Origin of the sequence: Demequina zhanjiangensis (assembly GCF_030418315.1) — a bacterium.
Lineage (GTDB): Bacteria > Actinomycetota > Actinomycetes > Actinomycetales > Demequinaceae > Demequina > Demequina zhanjiangensis.
Genome location: NZ_JAUHPV010000007.1, coordinates 132430 through 154333 on the forward strand (window position 1 = coordinate 132430; position 21904 = coordinate 154333).

At 69.4% G+C, this 21904-nt stretch carries 22 protein-coding genes and 1 pseudogene; 14 read left to right on the plus strand and 9 right to left on the minus strand.

Features of this window, described 5'->3' with window-relative positions:
* Window positions 1-15: 15 nt before the first annotated feature.
* From QQX04_RS12100 to QQX04_RS12110, 3 genes are all read right to left on the minus strand, one after another.
* On the minus strand, window positions 16-1068 hold the full coding sequence (locus QQX04_RS12100) for a hemolysin family protein (RefSeq protein ID WP_301129554.1): 1053 nt from the start codon (window positions 1066-1068) through the stop codon (window positions 16-18).
* Window positions 1061-2431 carry a hemolysin family protein gene (locus QQX04_RS12105; protein ID WP_301129556.1) on the minus strand — a complete coding sequence of 457 codons (1371 nt, stop codon included), beginning with the start codon at window positions 2429-2431 and terminating at the stop codon, window positions 1061-1063. Before QQX04_RS12105 ends, QQX04_RS12100 begins: the two co-directional genes overlap by 8 nt.
* Window positions 2432-2552: 121 nt before the next feature.
* On the minus strand, window positions 2553-3347 hold the full coding sequence (locus QQX04_RS12110; protein ID WP_301129558.1) for an alpha/beta fold hydrolase: 795 nt from the start codon (window positions 3345-3347) through the stop codon (window positions 2553-2555).
* A gap of 149 nt (window positions 3348-3496) precedes the next feature.
* Between QQX04_RS12110 and QQX04_RS12115 the strand changes: the two genes are divergently transcribed.
* The 11 genes and pseudogenes from QQX04_RS12115 to QQX04_RS12165 all read left to right on the plus strand — a co-directional run bounded on the left by QQX04_RS12115 (window position 3497) and on the right by QQX04_RS12165 (window position 11749).
* Window positions 3497-5119 (plus strand): sodium-dependent transporter, encoded by a 1623-nt coding sequence (locus tag QQX04_RS12115; RefSeq protein WP_301129560.1) that lies wholly within the window; start codon window positions 3497-3499, stop codon window positions 5117-5119.
* Window positions 5116-5262 (plus strand): methionine/alanine import family NSS transporter small subunit, encoded by a 147-nt coding sequence (locus tag QQX04_RS12120; protein WP_301129562.1) that lies wholly within the window; start codon window positions 5116-5118, stop codon window positions 5260-5262. The genes QQX04_RS12115 and QQX04_RS12120 overlap by 4 nt, the downstream gene beginning before the upstream one ends.
* An 11-nt stretch (window positions 5263-5273) precedes the next feature.
* A complete protein-coding gene (locus QQX04_RS12125; RefSeq protein ID WP_301129564.1) occupies window positions 5274-5780 on the plus strand; it encodes an O-acetyl-ADP-ribose deacetylase in 507 nt (168 codons plus the stop codon).
* A gap of 31 nt (window positions 5781-5811) precedes the next feature.
* A complete protein-coding gene (locus QQX04_RS12130) occupies window positions 5812-6315 on the plus strand; it encodes a GNAT family N-acetyltransferase (RefSeq protein ID WP_301129566.1) in 504 nt (167 codons plus the stop codon).
* A gap of 148 nt (window positions 6316-6463) precedes the next feature.
* A complete protein-coding gene (locus QQX04_RS12135) occupies window positions 6464-6868 on the plus strand; it encodes a hypothetical protein (protein ID WP_301129568.1) in 405 nt (134 codons plus the stop codon).
* A gap of 117 nt (window positions 6869-6985) precedes the next feature.
* A complete protein-coding gene (locus tag QQX04_RS12140; RefSeq protein ID WP_301129569.1) occupies window positions 6986-7708 on the plus strand; it encodes a hypothetical protein in 723 nt (240 codons plus the stop codon).
* Between the two features lie 62 nt (window positions 7709-7770).
* A pseudogene (locus tag QQX04_RS12145) lies at window positions 7771-7992 on the plus strand (Rv2578c family radical SAM protein); the annotation flags it as partial.
* A gap of 99 nt (window positions 7993-8091) precedes the next feature.
* Complete coding sequence (locus tag QQX04_RS12150) at window positions 8092-8511, plus strand: hypothetical protein (protein WP_301129571.1); 420 nt, start codon at window positions 8092-8094, stop codon at window positions 8509-8511.
* A 31-nt stretch (window positions 8512-8542) separates the two neighbouring features.
* Entirely contained in the window at window positions 8543-9643 is a 1101-nt protein-coding gene (locus tag QQX04_RS12155) for an Rv2578c family radical SAM protein (protein WP_301129573.1), read from the plus strand.
* Window positions 9644-9720: 77 nt separating this feature from the next.
* Window positions 9721-10107 carry an ACT domain-containing protein gene (locus tag QQX04_RS12160; protein WP_301129575.1) on the plus strand — a complete coding sequence of 129 codons (387 nt, stop codon included), beginning with the start codon at window positions 9721-9723 and terminating at the stop codon, window positions 10105-10107.
* 1 nt (window position 10108) lies between these two features.
* The gene (locus QQX04_RS12165; protein ID WP_301129577.1) at window positions 10109-11749 is read left to right on the plus strand and encodes a cation:proton antiporter; all 1641 of its coding nucleotides are present in this window, start codon (window positions 10109-10111) and stop codon (window positions 11747-11749) included.
* 4 nt (window positions 11750-11753) lie between these two features.
* Here QQX04_RS12165 and QQX04_RS12170 read toward each other — a convergent pair whose 3' ends face one another.
* On the minus strand, window positions 11754-12659 hold the full coding sequence (locus QQX04_RS12170) for a cation diffusion facilitator family transporter (protein ID WP_301129579.1): 906 nt from the start codon (window positions 12657-12659) through the stop codon (window positions 11754-11756).
* Window positions 12660-12769: 110 nt separating this feature from the next.
* On the opposite strand from QQX04_RS12170, the gene QQX04_RS12175 reads away from it, so the two are divergent.
* On the plus strand, window positions 12770-13030 hold the full coding sequence (locus QQX04_RS12175) for a hypothetical protein (protein WP_301129581.1): 261 nt from the start codon (window positions 12770-12772) through the stop codon (window positions 13028-13030).
* 8 nt (window positions 13031-13038) lie between these two features.
* Here QQX04_RS12175 and QQX04_RS12180 read toward each other — a convergent pair whose 3' ends face one another.
* The 3 genes from QQX04_RS12180 to QQX04_RS12190 all read right to left on the minus strand — a co-directional run bounded on the left by QQX04_RS12180 (window position 13039) and on the right by QQX04_RS12190 (window position 18409).
* Window positions 13039-13650 (minus strand): sugar O-acetyltransferase, encoded by a 612-nt coding sequence (locus QQX04_RS12180; RefSeq protein WP_301129583.1) that lies wholly within the window; start codon window positions 13648-13650, stop codon window positions 13039-13041.
* A 28-nt stretch (window positions 13651-13678) separates the two neighbouring features.
* The gene (locus tag QQX04_RS12185; protein WP_301129584.1) at window positions 13679-16408 is read right to left on the minus strand and encodes a cation-translocating P-type ATPase; all 2730 of its coding nucleotides are present in this window, start codon (window positions 16406-16408) and stop codon (window positions 13679-13681) included.
* Between the two features lie 87 nt (window positions 16409-16495).
* Window positions 16496-18409: a DUF4914 family protein gene (locus QQX04_RS12190; RefSeq protein ID WP_301129586.1), complete on the minus strand. Its 1914-nt coding sequence runs from the start codon at window positions 18407-18409 to the stop codon at window positions 16496-16498.
* A gap of 374 nt (window positions 18410-18783) precedes the next feature.
* Here QQX04_RS12190 and QQX04_RS12195 point away from each other — a divergent pair, with 374 nt between their 5' ends.
* Together QQX04_RS12195 and QQX04_RS12200 are read left to right on the plus strand one after the other, a co-directional pair.
* Window positions 18784-18924: a hypothetical protein gene (locus QQX04_RS12195; RefSeq protein WP_301129588.1), complete on the plus strand. Its 141-nt coding sequence runs from the start codon at window positions 18784-18786 to the stop codon at window positions 18922-18924.
* 192 nt (window positions 18925-19116) lie between these two features.
* Window positions 19117-19311: a hypothetical protein gene (locus tag QQX04_RS12200; protein WP_301129589.1), complete on the plus strand. Its 195-nt coding sequence runs from the start codon at window positions 19117-19119 to the stop codon at window positions 19309-19311.
* Between the two features lie 86 nt (window positions 19312-19397).
* On the opposite strand, the gene gnd is transcribed toward QQX04_RS12200, so the two are convergent.
* Window positions 19398-20441 (minus strand): phosphogluconate dehydrogenase (NAD(+)-dependent, decarboxylating), encoded by a 1044-nt coding sequence (gnd, locus tag QQX04_RS12205; RefSeq protein WP_301129591.1) that lies wholly within the window; start codon window positions 20439-20441, stop codon window positions 19398-19400.
* On the minus strand, window positions 20438-21871 hold the full coding sequence (zwf, locus tag QQX04_RS12210; RefSeq protein WP_301129593.1) for a glucose-6-phosphate dehydrogenase: 1434 nt from the start codon (window positions 21869-21871) through the stop codon (window positions 20438-20440). Before zwf ends, gnd begins: the two co-directional genes overlap by 4 nt.
* Window positions 21872-21904 lie beyond the last annotated feature (33 nt).

The following is a 21904-nucleotide window of genomic DNA, read 5'->3' on the forward strand; positions in this document are numbered from 1 at the left end:
AGCTCGGGTGACGACTCACTCCTGCGCGGCGACCGCCTGACCTGCGTCGGCGACCTCGCCCACGAGACGCTCGATGACGTCCTCGAGCATGGCCGCGCCCAGGATCGTGCCGTCGTCGTCCTTCACGAGCGCAAGATGCGTGCCGCGCGCCTGCATGGCGGTGAGCGCCTCCTCGAGCGACGCGTCGGGGTGGATGACGCTCAGCGGACGCACCGCGTCCTCGGGGAGGGGCTTCGTGGCGCCGCCGCGCGGCACCTCCACGAAGTCCTTCAGGTGCAGATAGCCGACGTACTCCCCGGCGTCGTTGACGAGCGGGAAGCGCGAGAAGCCCGTGCGGATGCACTCCTTCTGCGCACGCTGCGGCGTCACGTCCACCGGTAGCGTGACGAGGTCCTCCGCAGGTGTCAGCACATCGCGCACCGTCTCGAAGGACAGCTGAAGCGAACCCTCGAGCACGCGGAGCTCGTGCTCGTCGAGCAGTCCCTCCTGGTGCGACTCGGCGACCAGCGCGGCCACGCCGTCGGCATCGAAGGAGCTCGCGACCTCGTCCGTCGGCTTCACGCGCAGCAGGCGCAGCACGATGTTCGCGGACCAGTTCAGCAGCGCGATGATCGGCTTGAGCGCCATCACCAGGAAGTACAGGGGAGGGCCGAGCACCATCGCCGACCGCTCGGGCCCGGCGATCGCGATGTTCTTGGGCACCATCTCGCCCAGCACCATGTGAAGCGAGACCACGATCACGAGTGCGATCGCGAACGCGATGCCGTGCAGCCACGGTCCTGTGATGCCGATGGCCTCGAGCGGCTTCTCCAGCTGATGTGCGACCGCCGGCTCACCGATGGCACCGAGCCCCAGCGAGCATGCGGTGATGCCCAGCTGCGCGCCGGCCATCATCAGGGACACCCTGTCCATCGCACGCACCGTGACGCGCGCCGGGTAGGAGCCAGCCTCGGCGTAAGGCTCCACCTGGGTGCGGCGGGCGGAGACGAGCGCGAACTCGGCACCCACGAAGAAGGCGTTGCCCGCGAGCAGTGCGAGCGCGATCAGGATCGCTGCGTAGTCAGGCATCGTCGTCCTCCTCGTCGGACGGCGGCAGCACGTCCAGCAGCACCCTGTCCACGCGATGCCCATCCAGTCTCGTGACTGTCATGCGCACGCGCACAGGCTTCGCCAGGTCGTCCTCATCGCGGTCGTCCTCGTCGCGCGCCTCGAGCTCGATCTGGTCTCCCAGGCGTGGGAAGCGCTCGAGGTGCTCGGTCAGGAGGCCACCCAGAGTGTCGGACTCACGTGCCTCGGGCATGTCGACGTGCATGATGTCGCCCGCCTCGTCAGGCCTCAGCAGGCCCGAGAGCGACCACGTGCGCTCGGCAACGCGCCAGAAGCGGGACACCGGTCGGTCCTGTTCGTCCTCGATCTCGCCGACGATCTCCTCGACAAGGTCCTCCAGGGTGACGACGCCGTCGGTGCCGCCGTACTCGTCCACCACGACGGCCATCTGCGAGCCCTCGCGCAGGGCCGTCAACACCGAGCTGAGCGGCATGGTCGACGGCACGGACGTGATCGGCAGGCACAGGTCGCTGACCGAGGTGGAGGCACGCTGACGGGCAGGGACGGCGAGCGCACGCTTGAAGTGAGCGACGCCCACGATCTCGTCCACGTTCTCGCCCATCACCGGGAAGCGCGCGTGCCCCGTGCGGGAGGCAAGGGTCAGCAGGTCTGCGGCAGTGTCGTCGGCCTCGAGGAAGTGCACTCGCGTGCGCGGAGTCATCGCGTCCGACGCGGTGGTCGCCTTCATCTCCGCCGCCCGCGCGAGGCGTCTCGCGACGCGGGGCTCGAGCGTGCCGCGCGCCGCCGAACGCTCGGCCAGGGACTCGAGCTCCTGTGCCGAACGGGCCGATGCGAGCTCCTCGCGCGGCTCGATGCCGAACATCCGGACCACGCGGTTCGCGGAGCCGTTGAGCACGCGGATCAGCGGGCCCGCGAACCACGTGAAGCCTCGGTTGGCGCCAGCGACCGCTCGCCCTACGCGCAGCGGCTCGGCGAGCGCCCAGTTCTTGGGCACGAGCTCGCCGAACACCATCTGCGTGCCGGTCGCGATCACGAACGCGAGCGTGAACGAGACGACGGCGGCTGTCGCGTCAGGCAGGTTCAGCGCGTTGATCGGCGCCGCGAGAAGCGTCGCGAGCGACGGTTCGGCGATGAAACCGACCAGCAGCGACGTCACCGTGATGCCCAGCTGGGCGCCCGACAGCTCGGTGGAAAGCTTCTTGAGCGCCGCCTGCATCGAGGCGGCTCGCTTGTCGCCGGAGGCGGCCGCCTTCTCCACGGAGGGGCGGTCTGCCGTCACGAACGCGAACTCGGCGGCGACGAAGAGCGCGTTCGCGCCGATCAGCGCGATCGCCAGCAGCAGGAGCAGCCACGCCTGAGTCATCGAGGGCCTCCGATGCGGGGACGGAGGAGCAAGGGTCTATGGCCATCGGGCATGCCGCGATTCTAAGCGGCTGCCGGGCAGTTCGTGCATCCGTCTGCAGCAGGATTCCGGGGTTGTCGCGTCAGGAGGCGCCGGCCGCGGGCCCCATGCGCGCGAGCCAGTCCTGCACGAGCGCACGGGCGAGCGCAGATCTCTCCAGATGGACGTTGTGACCGGCGGAGTCGAGCGTCGCGTACGTGGCGCGCGTGTAGTGCTCGTGTCTCGCCCACGCGTCCCTGAACCCGACCACGTGGTCCTGCCTGCCGGTGAGGAACAGCGCGGGCTTGGTGAACGGTCCCGTGGCGACATCCTCTGGCTCGCGGGAGAAGCCGTAGCGGCGGGCGATCCGCGCCATCGCGCGCCGGTCCGAGACCTCAAGCCCCGGCAGCACGTGGTCAAGGAACGCCTGCGCATGCTCCGACGTCTGGATCACCGCCATGTCTGCGAAGTCGTCGCCCGCGTCGCCCATGCCTTCGATCACGTCCTCGTTCTCCAGCAGCAGCGCCCGGTCCGGGAGGTCGCGCTCGGAGGATTCGGCCACGAACACGCCCGCGAGCGTCGCGAGGCCCAGCACCCGCTCCTCGAGGTCGTGCGCCACGCGGCGCGCGATCATGCCGCCGAACGAGTTGCCCAGCACCGCGAACCGTACGCCGCCCGTCACCTCGTCGATCTGGCGCTCGACCTCCTTCGCCATCTCCTCCGCGCTCGCGACGTGTCCTGCGGGCGTCAGCCCATGCCCGGGCAGGTCCATGTAGATCCGACGCCACGGGCCTGCCTCGGCGATCGCGTCGTCCAGGGGGAGCAGGATCCTGTGGTCCACGCCGAAGCCGTGCAGGAGCACCAGGGGAGTGCCGTCGCCGCGTTCCACGAGGTGCATTCCCTCACGGTAACCCGGTCGGGCGCACCTCTCACGGGGCTGCGCTCCCCACAGCCGACGCGACGGTCCTGGGTGAGCGGCGCTAGCGTGGGTCAGGAGCAGGGACGCGCGGCCCGTGACGGGTGCGCGCCGGATGAGGGAGACCGCCTATGGCGCAGCAGCCGACCTCCGCGCCCGCGGGAGACTCCGCGTCGCCGCAGAAGCGCGAGCACTGGAGCGGCCAGACGGCCTTCATCCTCGCCGCCATCGGCTCGGCCGTCGGCCTGGGCAACATCTGGCGCTTCCCGGGTGAGGCGTACGAGAACGGCGGCGGCGCCTTCATGGTCCCGTACCTGATCGCGCTCCTCACCGCAGGTATCCCCATCCTGTTCCTGGAGAACGCGATCGGGCACAGGTTCCGTGGTTCTGCGCCCCTCGCGATGCGGCGCGTCCACAGGAACGCCGAGGGAGTGGGCTGGTTCCACGTGGCCATCTGCTTCGTGATCGGCCTGTACTACACCGCGGTCATCGCCTGGTCGCTGAGCTACTTCTGGTTCAGCTTCGGGCTCGACTACGCCGACGATCCGGCGGGGTTCTTCTTCAACGACTACCTACAGCTCGGCTCCGACGTGACGCTGTCTGCGCAAATCGTCCCCAGCGTCGCGCTGCCGCTCATCCTCGTGTGGGCGCTCACCATCGGCATCCTCGCGCTCGGCATCCACAAGGGGGTCGAGAGGCTCAACGTGGTCGGCATCCCGTTGCTTGTGGTGACCTTCGGGATCCTCGCCTTCAGGGCGCTGTCACTGCCCGGTGCATCCGATGGGATCGAGGCGTTGTTCACACCCGACTTCTCGGTACTCACAGATCCTGAGGTGTGGATAGCGGCCTACGGGCAGGTGTTCTTCTCCCTCTCACTCGCCTACGGCGTGATGATCACCTACGCGTCCTACCGTCGGCGCCGCTCCAACGTGACGGGTCCGGCGCTCGTCGTCGCGTTCGGTAACAGCTCCTTCTCGCTGCTCGCGGGACTCGCCGTCTTCGCGACGCTCGGATTCCTCGCCCAGACGCAGGGAGTTGGGGTCGACGAGCTCGAGAACATCACCGGAGTGAGCCTGTCCTTCGTGACCTTCCCCGCCGTCATCGCGCAGATGCCGGGCGGTCAGTTCTTCGGCGCGCTCTTCTTCGCCTCGCTCGTGCTCGCGGGGCTCACGTCGCTCATCTCCGTCATCCAGACCATCTCCGCGGCCTTCCAGGACAAGTTCGGCTGGAACCCGCGCATCGCCGCGGTCGCCGTCGGGCTCGTCTCGGCTGTCCTGTCCGTGCTCGGCTTCTCCACAGCCTCCGGTCTGTACCTCCTGGACACGGTCGACCAGTGGTCCAACCAGCTCGGCATCGTCGCCGGTGCCGTCGGCATGATCGCCGCCGCCCTCTGGTTCGGCCGACGCGGGCATGAGCTCGAACGACACCTCGCCGCCGTCTCGACCATCCGCCCCGGCCGCTACTGGCCTGTGCTCATCAACGTCATCGCCCTGCTCCTGATCTACATGTTCGTCTCCAAGGCCGTCTCGCTCGCCATCGACGGGTATGGCGGCTACCCCACCTGGTACGTGGTCGTCTTCGGATGGGGGACCATCCTGTTCATCGGAGCCGCGGGCGTCCTCATGCCGTGGCTGCGCTGGCACAAGGACATCGCCCATCCCACGCTGTGGCCCAGCCGTGAGCAGCTCGGGCTGCCCGCGGAGGTGGGCGCCAAGGTCACCGAGCAGTACCGACCTGGGAAGGACACGCCATGACCGGCTCCGCCCTCGTGCTCATGATCGCGTCCATGGCCCTGATCTGGGGAGGCCTCGCCGCCTCCGCCGTCGGCCTCGCACGCCGCCCCGAGAACTCACACATGCCGCCGGGCGGCGAGGACGACCCCACACCCACCGACTGAAGGTGACGCTCATGATCGACGTCAGGAAGGTCGACATCACCACGCTCGACGTGGACGCGATCGTGAACGCCGCGAACTCGTCGCTGCTCGGCGGCGGCGGGGTTGACGGTGCGATCCATCGCGCAGCCGGGCGCGAGCTCCTCGTCGAATGCCGCGGGATCGGCGGCTGCCCCACGGGCGAAGCCCGCATCACGGCCGGCTACCGCCTCCCTGCGCGCCACGTCATCCACACCGTCGGCCCTGTCTGGCACGGAGGCGACAAGGGGGAGCCCGAGCTCCTCGCCTCCTGCTATCGGGAGTCCCTCGCGCTCGCGGACGCTCACGGGCTCGCCTCCCTCGCCTTCCCGTCGATCAGCGCCGGCATCTACGGCTACCCGATCGCGCTCGCGGCGCCCATCGCCGTTCGCGAGGTGCGCGCCCACCTCGCCGGCGAGACCTCGGTGCAGGAGGTGACGTTCGCGGTCTTCTCCGATGACGACGAGGCCGTCTATCGAGAGGCGCTCGCTGTCGGTCACTAGTTGAAGTCGCGCCGCGCTAGTGTTCACGACCGTGAACAGCCTCGACCCCGACGACTCGCTCAGCATCGAGCTCTGCCTCGACGAGGCTCACACGCGCGACGCGATCGACGTGATGCACCGCGCCTTCGCCGAGTACACGGCCAAGGGGGAGACGTCCGGTGCGATGCTCGAGACCGCGGAGTCCCTCGCGCAGGAGATCGCTGCGGGGGAGAGGGTCGCGGTGGTCAGACGGGGCGGGGAGGCGGTCGCCGTCGCCAAGCATCATCCGACCGCGAACGGCAGCCTGTACTTCGGCAGGCTCGGCGTCATTCCCGAAGAACGCGGCAGGGGCGTCGCGCGTCTGCTCGTGCAGCGACTGCGCGAGGCCGCGCATCATGAGGGCTTGAGCGGTCTCGCGTGCACCGTCAGGGCGGAGGAGATGGCCAACATCGCCCTCTACGAGAGCCTCGGCATGACGATCGTGTCGCGAGGCGTGCGCACCAGCAGAACCGGCGCCGTGCTCCAGGTGGTCGACATGGCGGACGACGCGCTCTGACGTGGCCCGGCGCGGGATGTCCCGACGTCCTGCACATCGGCCACGACGTGCCTGATGTGAGTGGTTGTGGACTGTCCCATGGGAGCCTGACTCCACTGCATCGTCCCTGCTAATCTGCGTGCGACATCGGCACAAGGAGGTACCACCCGTGTCCCACGCAGCAACGATCAGCGAGCTTCCCCTCTCGCTCGAAGGTCTCGCACGCGCCGCAGCGGAAGGTCGGGCCCGCGGGCTCGGACTCACCCTCACCGCAGGCGGATCCATCATCACCGGCGAGATCACCGCACCCGCGGACTACTGGGGACACTTCACCACCACCGCCCACCGTGGAGAGGTCTCGCTCGACGCGATCGCCGCGCTCGCAGGCGGTGTGGTCCAGGATCCCTTCGAGCAGATGATCGAGGCGGAGACCCACGCCGACGCCCTGCACGTTGCGCTCTATCTGCGCGACGTCCAGATGTTCTCGGCCGGAACCAAGGTCGAGCTCGACTGGTACCGCGTCTTCACGTCCCACATCACCGGATATACGCTCGGGCGCACCATCCTCGGCTGACGCCCCGCGACATCCCCTCGCCTCGACACCCCCTGATGCGTGCGCGCTCGCGTGGCTGGCAGTACGCTCAGCATGCGCCGCACAGGGGGTGTTGCGCGTGTGCGGTCGGGGGCGGCGATGAGTGTCAAGGCGGGTGCGGCGACGGCCGCGGTGATCGTGGTCGCAGCGGTGCTGTGGTGGTTCGCGCGCGGCGCAGCCGCCGAGCTTCCCGAGCCCGAGGCGCGGCCTGCCGATCCTGAGGTCGCCGTGATCGTGCGGGACGACGCCACCGAGGTGTGGATGGCGTGCGCCAGCTCCTCCTGGGACGAGCCGGTCGAGAGCCACGGAGTCCTGCTTCTCGAGACGGCACGCTCCGGCTGGTACGACGCCTGCGTACGTGCGTACAAGGACGGCGACGCGTTCGCGTTCGCAGTGACCGCCTTCTGGACCACCGAGGGCGGGTATGCGGTCTGGCCTGGAACCCAAGTCGACGCTCCGGTGCCGGGCCCGGTCACCCTCGAGGTCTCGTCGTCGATCACGGAGGCCGGATCCGAATCGATGATCAGCGGAACGGCGCGCGTCGCGTGCGAGCCCGGGGTCGAGTACGGGGACTGGTACGAGGGGTGGACTGAGCTCGACGACGGCCTCTGCAATGACAGCCTCGGAGGGATCACCTCGGAGATGGGATACGACGGCACGCGCGCCTGGTGGATCATGGACCGCCCCTCCGCGGCCGACGTGACCGTCCACGTCTGGGAGATGACGCTTCCCGCCGGATCTGACCCTGAGTTCACCTTCACGGTCTCAGACGCGAACGGGTACGTCACGGTGACCACAGGTGAGGACTTCCTCGACGAATAGGCGCCGCACCGGCGTCGGCGCGGCTCATTGACCAGGGTTCGAACGTATGTTCGAATGAGGCCATGAGGTGGCAGGAGCAGACGCTGACGGCGGAGGCGACCGACGCGCTCCCCGGACTCGCGCGCATGAGCAACCTGATCCGCTCGGTGAGGACCCCCGAGTTCGACGGCATCGTCTTCCACGAGATCGCCGCGAAGAGCGCGCTCAACAAGGTGGGCCCCGGCTCCGTCGTCCCGTTCACCTGGACCATCAACCCGTACCGAGGCTGCTCCCACGCGTGCGTGTAGTGATCTTTCTCATCCGGGTGGCGGTTGGCGGGGCTCACGCGGCATTTGTCTCGCGCACTAGGATCGCGCCCAGAACGCTGACTCTGAGGAGGGTTCGTGGGCGAGATCTCGTTCCTCGCGGTGCCGACGCGGGAGGTCACGGATCCGAGTGGTGTGCAGTGGCGAGTGCAGATACGGGGCGGCTGGGGCAGGGCGGCCAAGGGGCCGGAGGGGTCTGGCAGGTTTGGGCGGTGGCTCAACGGCCTGAACTGGGACCAGGCTGACATGCTCGCATTGATCCCTCTGGCATGGTTCGTTGTTGCCGCTCTCCCGTACTACCTGTGGACGAGGTTGGCCTATGCGATCAAGCGCAGGACCGATTGGTGGGCGGAGGCGGTCATGTTTGGTGAGGAAGATGACGTCACTGTGGCCGCTTTCCGGGAGCCCACGAAGGAGGTTGCCGCCGAGCGTGCCCTCGTGCTGCTGGCCGAAATCCGTACGGGGCGGCTTGCGGTGGAAGTCCGCGAGGAGGATTGACCCACACTCGAACACATGTTCGAATGGGCGCATGCGATGGGAAGGGCAGGCGCTGACGGCCGAGGCTGCGGATGCGCTGCCCGGCCTCGCCCGCATGAGCAACCTCATCCGCTCGGTTCGGACCCCCGAGTTCGACGGCATGGTCTTTCACGAAGTGGTGGCAAAGAGCGCCCTCAACAAGGTCGGGGCGAACTCCGTCGTGCCCTTCACCTGGACCATCAACCCATTCAGAGGTTGTGGTCATGCGTGCGTCTACTGCTTCGCCAGGCCCAGCCACCAGTACCTCGAGCTCGACGCGGGCCGTGACTTCGATACCCAGCTCATCGTCAAGACCAACATCGCCGACGCGCTCCGACGCGAGCTCGCGCGACCCTCCTGGAACCACGAGCACGTCGCGCTCGGCACCAACACCGACCCCTACCAGCGGGCCGAGGGCCGCTACCGGCTCATGCCCGGCATCATCTCCGCGCTCGCGGACTCCGGGACGCCGTTCTCCATCCTCACCAAGGGCTCGCTCCTGCGTCGCGACCTGCCGCTCCTGGCCGACGCCGCCACGAAGGTCCCCGTGGACCTCGCCATGTCGATCGCGATCTTCGACGACGACCTGCAGCAGACGCTCGAACCGGGGACGCCCACCACGGCCGCTCGGCTGGCCACGGTCTCCGCCGCGGCGCAGGCGGGGTTCGACGTCTCGGTCTTCATGATGCCGGTCCTCCCGTTCCTCACCGATTCGGAGGAGCACCTGGACGCCGCGCTCGCTCGCATCAAGGAGGCGGGCGCCACGTCGGTCACCTACTCGGGACTCCACCTGCGTCCGGGCGTGAAGGAGTGGTTCGCGCGCTGGCTCAACACGTTCCGCCCCGATCTCACGCCGCGCTACCGGACTCTCTACGGAGACGGCGCCTACGCGCCCAAGCACTACCGCCGTGCGCTCGCCGCACGCATCAAGCCCCTCATCCGCGCCCACGGGCTCGAGCGCGCACCTCTCGACCAGAACACCGGGGGAGTGCAGTCGAGCGCGGACACCCCGCGGCGTGTCGACGCCAGGGACTCAGACGGCGAGTGGAGGCGTACGCGCCTCAGCCTTGACGGCGAGCCGGCGCGTATCGGGGGACCAGCGACCCTGTTCTAGGCCGTGGCGCCTGCCACCAGACTCTGATCCGCGTCATCCCTGCCATCTCCCGCCTCTGAGTGCCTAGGCTGGGGTCCATGTCAGGCATCGACGACCTCGATCTCCTCCTCGCGGGCATGAGCCCGCGGCTGAACGACGGCTGCTACGTGTGGGCGTCCGTCCCCAGCATCCCCATGGGCGTCACCCCCGTGGCCACGATCGTCGAGGACGAGGGGATCTCGATCGTGGTCGACGAGGCGACGGCGACGAACCTCAGGCTCGATGCCGAGTACCGCTCCGCGTGGATCACCCTCGAAGTCCATTCGTCGCTTGCCGCAGTCGGCCTCACCGCGGCATTCTCCACGGCGCTTGCCGACGCGGGGATCAGCTGCAATGTGGTGGCAGGCGCCAAGCACGACCACCTGTTCGTCCCGTACGAGGAGCGGGATCGCGCCCTCCAGGTGCTTGCCGAGGTGATCGGCTGACATGGAGGAGCTGCTCGTCCTCGGCCTGCTCGCGCTCTTCGGTATCGCCGCCTCGCACGCCATCAGCCCGCGAGTCGGCATCGCGGCGCCCCTCCTGCTCGTGGCGCTGGGCGTGCTCGCCAGCACGGTGCCCGCCATGCCGGAGATCGAGGTGGACCCCGAGGTGATCCTCGCGGGAGTCCTGCCTCCGCTCCTGTATGCGGCTGCCGTCCAGATCCCCGCGACCGACTTCAGGCGGGAGCTGCGCACCATCTCCGGATTCTCCGTGGTGCTCGTGCTGATCTCCACGGGCCTGCTCGGGTGGTTCTTCCACGGGGTGCTCGACCTGAGCTGGCCTTGGGCGCTCGCCCTGGGTGCGCTCGTCAGCCCGACCGATCCTGTCGCCACGGCGATCATCAAGCGGCTCGGAGTCAACCCGCGGGTCACCACCGTGCTTGAGGGCGAGTCGATGCTCAACGATGCCGTCGCGCTCGTGCTCCTGCGCGCTGCCGTCGCCGCTGCGGCGGCCTCAGTCACCTTCTGGTCCGTGAGCGGGGTCTTCGTGGGTGCCCTCACGGTGGCGGTGATCATCGGCTGGATCGTCGGACGGCTCAACCTGTGGGTGCGCTCCCACGTGCGAGACACGACCGTCAACACCGTGATCACCTTCACCGTGCCGTTCCTCGCCTCGATCCCCGCCGAGGCGCTGGGCGCCTCAGGTCTGGTCGCCGCGGTCGTCGCGGGGCTGGTGACCGGCAACGGCGCCGCCCGCGTCCTGTCCCCGCAGCATCGCTCTGCCGACCTCCAGACCTGGCATGCGCTGGAGCTCGTGCTGGAGGGGCTCGTCTACCTGGTGCTGGGCCTCGAGCTGATCGGCGTGATCGAGGATGTGGAGGCGAACCACCAAGGCGTGGGCAGGGCGGTGTGGATCGCGCTTGCCGCGCTCGCGCTGAGCCTGCTGATCCGTGCGCTCTACGTGGTGCCCGTGCTCGGTGCCATGAGACGCAGCGCGGAACGCGCGGAGCGTGCCCACCATCGCATCGCGGCGGACAAGGCCCAGCTGGCCGATCTCTCGACGCCCGCCCCACTGACCCCGCTCGAGAGGCTCTCGCTCCGTCTTCGCCCTGGTCGGACCGAGCAGGAGCTCCACGGTCGCATCCATGCGCGCCTGGTCCGCGCTGAGGCCGACGCGACCTATCAGGTGTCCTCCCGGCTCGGCTGGCGCGATGGCACGCTGATCGTGTGGTCGGGGATGCGTGGTGTGGTCACCATCGCTGCGGCGCAGACGTTGCCTGCCGATGCGCCTGAGCGCTCGCTCCTGATACTCATCGCATTCGTCGTCGCCGTGGTGTCGCTCGGCGTGCAGGGAGGCACGGCTGCCACTCTCGTGCGGTTCCTGAAGCCCGATCCGGGTCAGACCCCTCAGCAGCGAGCGGCGGAGCTGGCGGAGCTCCAGCAGCTGCTCGGGGTGGCGGCGCAGGACGTGCGTGACAGGCTCCAGCGCAGCGGTGAGGAGCTTGACGAGGAGGGAGAGAGCCTCGCCGTGATCCAGGCGCAGAGGGAGGTGCTGCTCGAGGCACGCTCGGTGGGGCTGTTCGCCAGCGGGACGCTGCACTCGGCGATGCGCGAGCTCGACGCCGAGCAGATCCGTCTGGAGCTCTGAGCCGCTACCAGCGGACGTCGTGGCACTGCGACGACGGGCTGTCCTCAAGCTGCAGCGTCGCGTGCGCGATCCCGTGGACGTCGCGCAGCGTCTCCTGCGCACGGATGAGGGTGGCGCGCGGGTCGGCGCCCTCCCGCAGCAGCAGATGCGCCGTCGCCACGTTCATGCCTGACGTGAGCGTCCAGGCGTGCAGGTCGTGCACGTCGTTCACGCCGTCGAGCTGGGTCAGGTCGTGCGCCGCTGCGTCCACGTCGAACCCGCGCGGCGCGTGCTGACCCAGCACGCCGAGCACCTCGCGGCCAAGGATCACCGCGCGTACCGCGACGAAGAGGCCGATGGCGAGCGCCACCACGACGTCCCAGACCGGCGAGCCTGTGAGGATCATCAGCCCCGCGGCGACGAGCACGCCGACCGAGCCCGCGGCGTCGGCGATCACCTCCATGTAGGCACCCTTGACGTTGAGCGACTCCTTGGCGCCCGCGCGCAGAAGGATGAGGCTCACCGCGTTCACCGCGAGACCGAGTGCTCCGACCACGAGCATGGGCCACGTGGGGATCTCGGGGGAGCCGCCGATCCTGCCGAGCGATTCCACGACCACGTAGATCGCGACCGCGAGCATGACGAGCACGGCGACGCCTGAGGCGAAGACCTCCGCGCGATACGAGCCGTAGGTGCGCGTGCCAGTCGAGTCGGGGCGCGTGGCGAAGCGTGTGGCGACGAGCGCCGCAGCGAGCGTCACGACGTCGGCAGCCATGTGCCCGGCGTCGGAGAGCAGGGCGAGCGAGCCCGACATGAGGGCGGCCACGACCTCGACCGCCATGAAGGTCGCGACGAGTGCGAACACGATCGCGAGGCGGCCGCGGTGGCGGCCTCCCGCGTGCTCGGCGGGGCCGTGCTGGTGGGGGCTCATGGCTCGACGGTACGGCCGCAGAGCCCTCAGGAGAAGTCGGGGATGATGACCGTTCTCGGGTAGGCGGTGTCGCCTGTTCGGATCGTGCTCAGGCATGAGAGAATCCCGGCATGATTCTCGCCGAAGCAGCCGAGCAGGGTTCGTCGATCGCCGCGCAGGCGTTCTTCTACATCGCCATCGTCGTCGCCGTGGGCTACTTCGGCTGGCAGTTCTACAAGGGCGCCAAGGAGAACGGCGGCGGCATGAACTACGGCTGGCTCTCCGGCCCGAAGAAGAAGGACGACGCCGCGAAGGGCGACGACGCCGAGCCCGCGAAGGGGCAGATCGGCCCCGACGCGACCAAGGCCGACGGGGACGACTCCTCGAAGTAGCGGGCCTGTTACAGCGTCTTCAGCACGCGTGCGGGATTGCCGCCCACCACTGACATGGGTGGCACGTCCTTGGTGACGACGGAGCCTGCCGCCACGACCGAGCCGCGGCCGATCGTGACGCCCGGGCAGATCACGACGGAGCCTCCGAGCCACACGTCGTCCTCAAGCACGATCGGGAACGCGCGCTCCCAGCCTTCGCGCCGCGTCTCCACGTCGAACGCGTGGTTCACGGTGTAGAAGCGTGCCTCGGGTCCGATCAGCGCGTTGTTGCCGATCGTCACCTCGCCGCTTCCCAGGATCATCAGGTTCGCGTTGATGAACACGTTGGTGCCGAAGCGGACGCGCTCCCTGTACTCCAGGTAGATCGGCGGGCGGAAGTCGAGTCCTGGTCCGCACTCCTCGACCAGGTCGGCGAGCGTCGCCGTGGAGCCCTCGGGGTCGTCGAAGTAGTCGGCGCTGATCCGTCGCAGCGTGCCGAGCGTCTCGCGCTGCATGGCCGCGAGCTCGGGGCCACGGCGGTACTTGAACCACTCGTCGTTCATGAGCTTCTCGTACTCGCTGCGCGTGTCGTCCTCGACCGGGACCTCGTCCATGCGTGCGCGCTGCTCCGCGGCGTCCATCGCTCCTCCATGCCTTTCGTTGCTGCCCTCAACCTACTCGACGCTCACGCGCCCGGAGCACGCCCTTCAAGGCCTCCGACGCGAGTGGCACGGTCATGGTGGCGGCCACACAGAAGGCCCACTGGCCCAGGCTCAGCGGCGCGGTCGAGAAGGCGGTGTTCAGCACGGGGAGGTGCACGACCGCGATCTGCATCAGCACGGACAGCCCCACGGCGCCCCACAGCCACGCGTTGGACGCCAGATCGTGCAGCACCGACATCGTCTCCGACCGCGCCGAGAACGCGACGGTGAGATTGGCGAGCACGAGCACGGTGAAGGCGGCGGTGCGGGCGGTGTCGAGGTCCGAGGATCCCTCGATCAGACCGCCCGGAAGGAAGGCGTCGAGGGTCAGCAGCGTCGCGGCAGCCATCCAGATGCCGGTCCAGGCCATGAACACCCACGTGCGCCCCGTGAGGATCGGGTCGCGGGGCCGACGCGGGGCGCGCTCCATGAGATCGCTCGAGTACCGCTCGGCCGACACGGCGAGCGCGGGCCCCATGTCCGTCAGCAGGTTGATCCACAGGATCTGCGTGGCCAGCAGGGGAGCGACCACCGTCCCGTCGGCTGCGGTGAAGCCCAGCACGCCTGCGGCGACCACGCCCAGGAACACCGACAGCACCTCACCCAGGTTCGCTGCGATCAGGAACCGGAGGAACCGGCCGATGTTGTCCAGGATCCCGCGACCCTCGCGGATCGCCTTCACGATCGTCGAGAAGTCGTCGTCAGCGAGGATCATCGCCGCAGCCTCGCGTGCCACCTCGGTGCCGCCCCGACCCATCGCGACGCCGATGTCGGCCGCGCGCAGCGCCGGGGCGTCGTTCACGCCGTCGCCCGTCATCGCGACGATCTCGCCATGCGCCTGGAAGGCGTCGACCAGTCGGAGCTTGTCCTCAGGGGCGACGCGCGCGAACACCGCGGTCAAGGGGGCCTCCTCGTACAGCTCCTCGTCCGGCATACGCGCCAGCTGGGGACCGGAGATGACCAGCGCGTCGTCGTCGGCGATGCCGACGTCCGTCGCGATCGCACGCGCGGTCGCCGGGTGATCGCCGGTGATCATCACGATCTTGATGCCCGCGGACTGGGCGTCGGCCACCGACTGACGTGCTTGCGGCCGGGGCGGGTCGACGATGCCCGCGACGCCCGCGAGGATCAGATCCTTCTCGAGCTCCTCCGACGGGTCCGGCGTCTCGTCCACGTGGCGATAGGCGACGGCGATGGTCCGCATGCCGCGCTCTGCGAGGTCCTCCATCCCACGCTCGATGCTGCGATGCGCGTCGGCGTCCCAGCCGGCCTCTCCGTCGGCCCCGAGCACGCTCGAGCAGCGCGGAAGGATGACGTCCGGCGCGCCCTTGACCGCGATCAGGCCGCCACCGTCGGCATGCGAGGCGACGACGGTCATGCGCTGACGCTCGGAGCTGAACGGCACCGCGCCCACCCGGGTGAGCCGGTGGCGCTCCTCCTCCAGTCCCAGCCGGTGCTCGGCGGCGAGGAACGCGGTCTCGGTCGGGTCGCCCTCGAACGCAGGCCCCCCATCCCGGTCGACGACGATCGCGTCTCCCGCGAGGCTCCCGAGCGAGACGACGGCGCGTGCGGCGGCGTTCGCACCGAGATCGCCCGTCGCCTCGACCTCGCCTGCAGCCGTCGCCACGGATCTGAGCGCCATGCGGTTCTCCGTGAGGGTGCCGGTCTTGTCCGTGCAGATCACAGACGCCGAGCCGAGCGCCTCGAGCGACGAGAGCTCCTTCACGATCGCGTTGCTCTGCGCCATGCGCTGCACCCCCAGTGCGAGCACGACCGTCATGACCGCGGGAAGGGCCTGGGGCACGGCCGCCACCGCGAGCGCCACGCCGAGCAGGAGCACCGCGACCACGTCGGACAGCGTGGCGATCTCGTGCGTGGCGAGCACCGCGGCGATCACGACCGCGGCGATGACCAGCACGGCGATGCCGAGCGTCTTGCTGAGCGTCGCGATCTGACGTTGCAGGGGAGTCTTCGACTGCTCGGTGGCCTCGAGCAGATCAGCGATCCTGCCGGTCTCCGTGCTCGTGCCGGTCGCGACGACGACGGCGCGCGCGGTGCCTCGCGTCACGCCGGTGCCCGCGAAGACCATCGAGGTGCGATCGCCGAGCGCTGCGCCCTCCTCGACCGCGGCGGGGTCCTTGGGCACAGGTGCGCTCTCGCCGGTGAGCGCCGCCTCGGCCGCCCACAGGCTGCCCTCGACGAGCCTGGCGTCCGCGACGACGGCGTCGCCCTCGGTGAGGCTCAGAAGATCGCCGACCACCACGTCGTCCGCCGTCACGCGAACGGGCTGGCCGTCGCGGATGACGAGCGCGGTCGCCGCCGACATCCGCTGGAGTGCCGCGACGGCGTTCTCAGAGCGTCGCTCCTGCACGAAGCCGAGGACCGCGTTCACGACCACCACGATCGCGATGACGAGGGTGTCCCACGGTGTGCCGTGGTGTCCCTCGACGATCCAGGCGACGAACGAGATGACGATCGCGCCCAGGAGCAGGTAGACGAGGGGATCGGCGAGCTGGCCCAGCAGCTTGCGCCAGGCGGGGACGGCCGCTGCCTCCGCGAGCCGGTTGGGTCCGTCGCGCGCGAGTCGAGCGGCAGCCTCAGCCGCGCTCAAGCCGCTGCGAAGGTCGGTCTCCGCGGCGGCGGCGACCTCCCGGGCGTCAGCGACGTACGGGCCGGAGCCGACCGTCAGCGCCGCCATCGGACACCTCCTGAGCGGCCGCGGGACGGCCGCCTCGCCGCAGGATCACGCCTATGCCTTCCAGCGTAATCCTGCGGCGAGCAGGCGCTACAGGTACATCGGGGTGAGGGCCTCGTAGTCCTCGACGGTGCCGTCGTTCATGCACGTCTCGATGATCTGCCGGGCCAGCGGGCTCAGGTCGTCCGTGAGGTACTGCTCGAGCTCGGACTTGAAGAACCCGGTGATGATGGCGCAGCCTGCGTCGTACGCTTCGGTGCCGACCTGCGACTGCAGCTCCGGGCGCAGCAGGGTGCGACGGATCGGCTGGCCGTCCAAGGTGATCTCCTTGGGGGAGTAGCCGAACAGCGGGCAGCGTGCAGGCTCGATCTGGTCGGCGCGCATGCGGCCCCCTCCCTTGCGGGCGAGCCACTCGCGCGTGAGCCACTCGGCGGAGAACCCGACCTTGTAGGCGCCGATGTGCTGGTTGGGCACCAGGACGTAGCGGGTGCGGTCGTAGGTGACGATCTGGTCCAGCAGCAGGTTCGCGGCGGAGACCTTCGTGCCGGTGGAGAACGGCCAGTACGAGCCGACGCCCTCCGAGACCATGCCGCCGTGCTCGAGCTTCTTCGTGGCGTCGGCGTGCTCGCCGATCGAGGGGTTCTTGTCGCCGCGGGGTGCGATCAGACGCCACAGCCAGGCGATGGCCGGGGGCACGAAGTGGGTCATGCCCATGATCCCGTAGGTGGGTGCGTCGGAGGTGCACGCGGGCATGCGGGCGCCGAAGGTGCGGACGTCCACGGGCTCGGGCTGGTTCACGATCTTGCGGATCATCTGGCGGGAGATGACGACGCGGGGGTTGGAGCAGGGCTTCCCGTTCGAGTCGAGCGTGTGCTCCCAGGGCAGCGCGGTCGCGTCGGAGACGCCGTCGATGCTGAAGAACACCAGCGGGTCGTCGGGGTGGATCACGGCGCGCTCGAAGTGCGGCTCGTTGCCGTACTCGGTGAGGCCGTCCACGCGGACGAACCAGCCGTCCTCGGCGTCGGCGACGACCATCTTGCCGGAGCCGTCCTGGATCGACGGGTGGCACAGCGTCATGTCGTCGGTCACGGGTGCGAGCGCGGAGGTCTCGTTCAGCGTGATCATGTACGGCTCGTCGGTGACGACGTTGCGGCCCACGAGGATGCGTCCGTCGTCCTCGCGGCGCAGGTCCTGGCACATCTCCGACTTGCCGCCGCCCGAGGCGCCCTCGTGCATCACGACGGTGGTGTTGTCGTACGGCGTGGTGACGCGCACCGACGAGGCGTGGGCGGTGATCCAGCCCTCCTCCTCGCCGATGTCGAGCAGCACCGAGAAGACGCCCTTCTTGGCGCTGGGGCCCGGGTACAGGTTGTAGGCGAAGATCTCGTGCAGCGTCGAGGTGCGGTCGTGGACCACCACCTGCTTGCCGTCGAAGTGGGTGTGGCGGAACGGGGGAGCGACGTACAGGATCGACCGCGGCGTGAAGGCGCCCAGCTCGTCGAACGTGGTCCAGCCCTGCAGGTCGACGAGCGCGAGTGCGAAGAACGCCGAGTTCACGGGCACGACCGCGAGCGACGGCGAGCCGTAGGTCAGCCCGCCCGCCTTGAACGGCACGACCACCAGCTCCTGGGTGCCGAGCCACTCGAGCGTCTCGTTCCGGACGCGGCCGAAGGACTCGCCGAAGCGGTCCGCGTAGCGCGTCTTGTCCGTGGGTCGGTCATCCGCGATCACCATGCACTTCGGGTCGCGCCGACGCATGTAGTCCTCGGGGTAGTTCACGGCGACGCCGTTGCGGCAGCGCGTGACGGTCGCCTCCGTCACCGGGGTGCCGTTCACGTCGTAGTCGACCGAGAACTCGGGGCCGCCGTCGGGACCGAGCGCCAGGAGGTAGAGCTCCTCGCGGGTCTGAGGGACGACGACCTTGGGGCTTGCCTCGAGCGCCGCGCGCAGCTCGGGCGCGATGTCGACGTCGGGAAGAAGCTGGGACGGGGTGGTGGTGCTCACGAGTACTCCTTCGTCTGCGGATGGAGGAGCGGCGCCCGCGGTGGTGCGGGAGCCGACGGCCGAGCGTGCGGCGATGGGGCCGCGTCTCAGCGACGGTGGCCTTTACCCGGAGTTTGCCCTGATCTGAGCATTCCTAGGTGGGACATGGGTCCCGGGCCTACCTTCGGTGCGTCGTCAGACCAGGCTAGGTCGGGTCCGCGCGACCTGCACGGCTGGCGCTATCCGGGCACGGCGATGGTGATCGCCACCGGACTCCTGGCACGAATTTCTGGACAAACAGGCCCAAACCGTTGCCATGAAGGCCCTCGAGTGGGAGACTCGCGGAGTACCCGCCGCTCGGGCGGGCCGATTCACCCACGGGAAGGAGGCCGGAGATGATGCTCTTCATCAGCACCGGCGGCGTCACGCCGCGTCTCAGCGCCTCCTCGTATCGGGGCGATCTCTCCGGCCTTTGGGCCCGCGCACGTCGCGGGCGGCTCGGAGTCCAGGGTCTCAACCCTGGTCACATCGCCTGATCGCGGAGCTCCGCACCCCGTCGCCGGCACCGCCGGCCACTCTCACCGACCACGCCACCGCGTGACGCGGTGATCTCCCGCCACGATCGTGGCGACACCCCTGTCCGCACCGGCGGATCCATGCGCGACCACCACCCGCGCCATGGCCCGCCCCTGCGCCCTCCGATCACAGTCGGGGGGAGGTGAATCGAGATGCATGACCTGAACCCTGAGTCCCTGCTGCGTGCGGAGCCCCGGATGCGGGCCGAGCGCGCGGCATCCGCCGCAGCCTCGCGTGCTGCCTCGCGGCAGCTGCAGGCCCGCCTGCGTCGCGTGCTGCGCATCGCCGCGCTCCGTGTCGCCCGCTGGGCGCACGCACCAGGCCGCGAGATGAATCGGGCCGCTTGATGCGGTCCGATGCCCGTCGTCCTCGAGAGCGAGGTCCCGCCGAGAGGCGGCGCCCACGACGCTCTTGAGGACGACGGTCCTTCGCGTCACTCGCCCGTGGGTCGCTCCACGTGCCCGCCGAAGCCCTTGCGCATGGCGCTCAGCACCTTCTCGGCGTACGCGTCGAGGTCGCGCGACGCGAAGCGCGAGTACAGCGCCGTGGTGAGGACCGGTGTCGGCACCCCCTCGTCGATCGCCGCGATCGACGTCCAGCGGCCCTCTCCCGAGTCGGCCACCTCACCCGAGAACTCGGCGAGCTCGGGAGAGGAGTGCAGCGCGTCGGCCGTGAGGTCGAGCAGCCACGAGCCGACGACCGAGCCCCGGCGCCACACCTCCGCCACCTCGTCCACCTTGAAGTCGTACTGGTAGTACTCGGGATTCGCCATCGGCGCGGTCTGCGCCTCGTGCGCGGCGGTGCCCGGGGTGCCGGCATTGGCTGCCTTCAGGATGTTGAACCCCTCCGCGTATGCGGCCATCAGGCCGTACTCGATGCCGTTGTGGACCATCTTCACGAAGTGGCCCGCTCCCACGGGGCCGCAGTGAAGCCACCCCTCCTCGCCGGGCAGCGGGGCGCCGTCCTTGCCGTGCGTGCGCTCGGCGGCCTCGATGCCAGGGGCCAGGGACCTGAACAGCGGGGTGAGGCGGGTCACCGTCGCGTCGTCCCCGCCGATCATCAGCGAGAAGCCGCGCTCCGCGCCCCAGACGCCGCCTGAGGTCCCCACATCCACGAACGAGATGCCGTGCTCCGCGAGCGCCGCGGCGTGCCGCAGGTCGTCCCGGTAGTAGGAGTTGCCTCCGTCGATGATGACGTCGCCGGGCTCGAGCACCGCGGCCAGACGAGAGATGACGCCCTCGGTGACCTCGCCCGCAGGGACCATCACCCACACCGCGCGCGGCGCCTCGAGCGCGCCCACGAGCGCCTCGAGGTCGTGGGCGGGAACAGCGCCCTCGGCGGCGAGAGCGTCGACGGCCTCCGGCGACACGTCGTTCACGGCGACCGTGTGTCCGTCGGCCATGAGCCGCCGCGTGAGTCCGGCTCCCATCCTGCCCAGGCCGATCATGCCGAGCTGCATCGGAGTGTCGGTGGTCATGCGTGGTCTCCTTCGTCAGTGGTGGGATTCACCCAGGTCGTGTGCGCGGCGATGAGCTCGTCCGCCTCGGCGGGTCCCCATGAGCCGCGGGGGTAGGGGATCGCAGGGGCGTGGTCGTCGAGCACGGCGTCGACCACGCGCCAGGCGGCCTCGATCGACTCCTCCTGCGTGAAGAGCGACAGGTCTCCGCGCAACGCGTCTGACAGGAGGCGCGCGTAGGCGGGCCGCTCGGTGCCGACGGACGATGACACGCTCAGCTCGCGCTGGTGGCCGCGGAACTCCTCGCCAGGGGTCTTCACCCGCGCCGCGAGCGCGATCTCAGGTTCGGGGGAGAGGCGGAAGCGCAGATAGTTCGGTCGCTCCGAGCCGTCGAGCGCGTCGTCGAAGAGCTGCTGCGGTGGCCTCTTGAACTCGACGACCACCTCGGCCGACTTGGTCGGAAGGTGCTTGCCCGTGCGCAGGTACCAGGGCACTCCCGCCCAGCGCCACGAGTCGATCCACAGGCGCACCGCCGCGAACGTCTCCACGTCCGAGTCAGGCGCGACGCCAGGCTCGTCGCGGTAGCCCTCGAACTGGCCGCGCACCACGTCGTCCCTGGTGAGGGGGCGCATCGCCTTGAACACCGCGACCTTCGCATCGTGCACGGCCTTGTAGCCCTGATAGGCGGGTGCCTCCATGGCCAGCAGTGCGACCATCTGGAACATGTGGTTCTCCACGACGTCCCGGATCGCCCCGGCGGACTCGTAGAACGCGCCTCGGCCCTGCACTCCGAAGTCCTCGGCCACGGTCACCTGGACGTTCGCGATCCTGTCGCGGTTCCACACCGGCTCCACGAGAGCGTTCGCGAACCTGAAGTAGAGGAGGTTCATGATCTCCTCCTTGCCCAGGAAGTGGTCGATCCTGAAGATCGCGTCGGGAGGGAACGCCGAGGAGAGGATGCGATCGAGCTCGATCGCCGACTCAAGGTCGCGTCCGAAAGGCTTCTCGACCACCACACGTGCGTCCTGGTTCAGTCCCGCACCCGTGAGGCCCTCGACCACGGTCCCGAACAAGGCGGGCGGGATCGCCAGGTAGTGGGTGGGACGGCGCGCGCCATCGAGGACTCGCGTGAGCTCGGCGAACGTGGACGGATCGCGATAGTCGCCATCCACGTAGCGCAGGAGGCTCAGCAGGCGCGCGAACGACTCCGGATCCGAGTCTGCTGCGTCCCCGACCGATTCACGGGCGCGTGCGTGAAGGTCCTCGAGGGTCCAGCCCGAGGCCGCGACGCCGACGACAGGCACGTCCAGCTGCCCGTCCTTCACCATGGTCAGCAGCGACGGGAAGATCATCTTGCGCGCGAGGTCTCCGGTCGCGCCGAAGAACACGAAGGCATCCGAGTCCGGCGTGTCGGTCCTGCGCGAGCGGTCACGGTGAGAGGTGTCGGTCACTTCTGCCCTTCCTGGACGCCCGACCCCGCCACG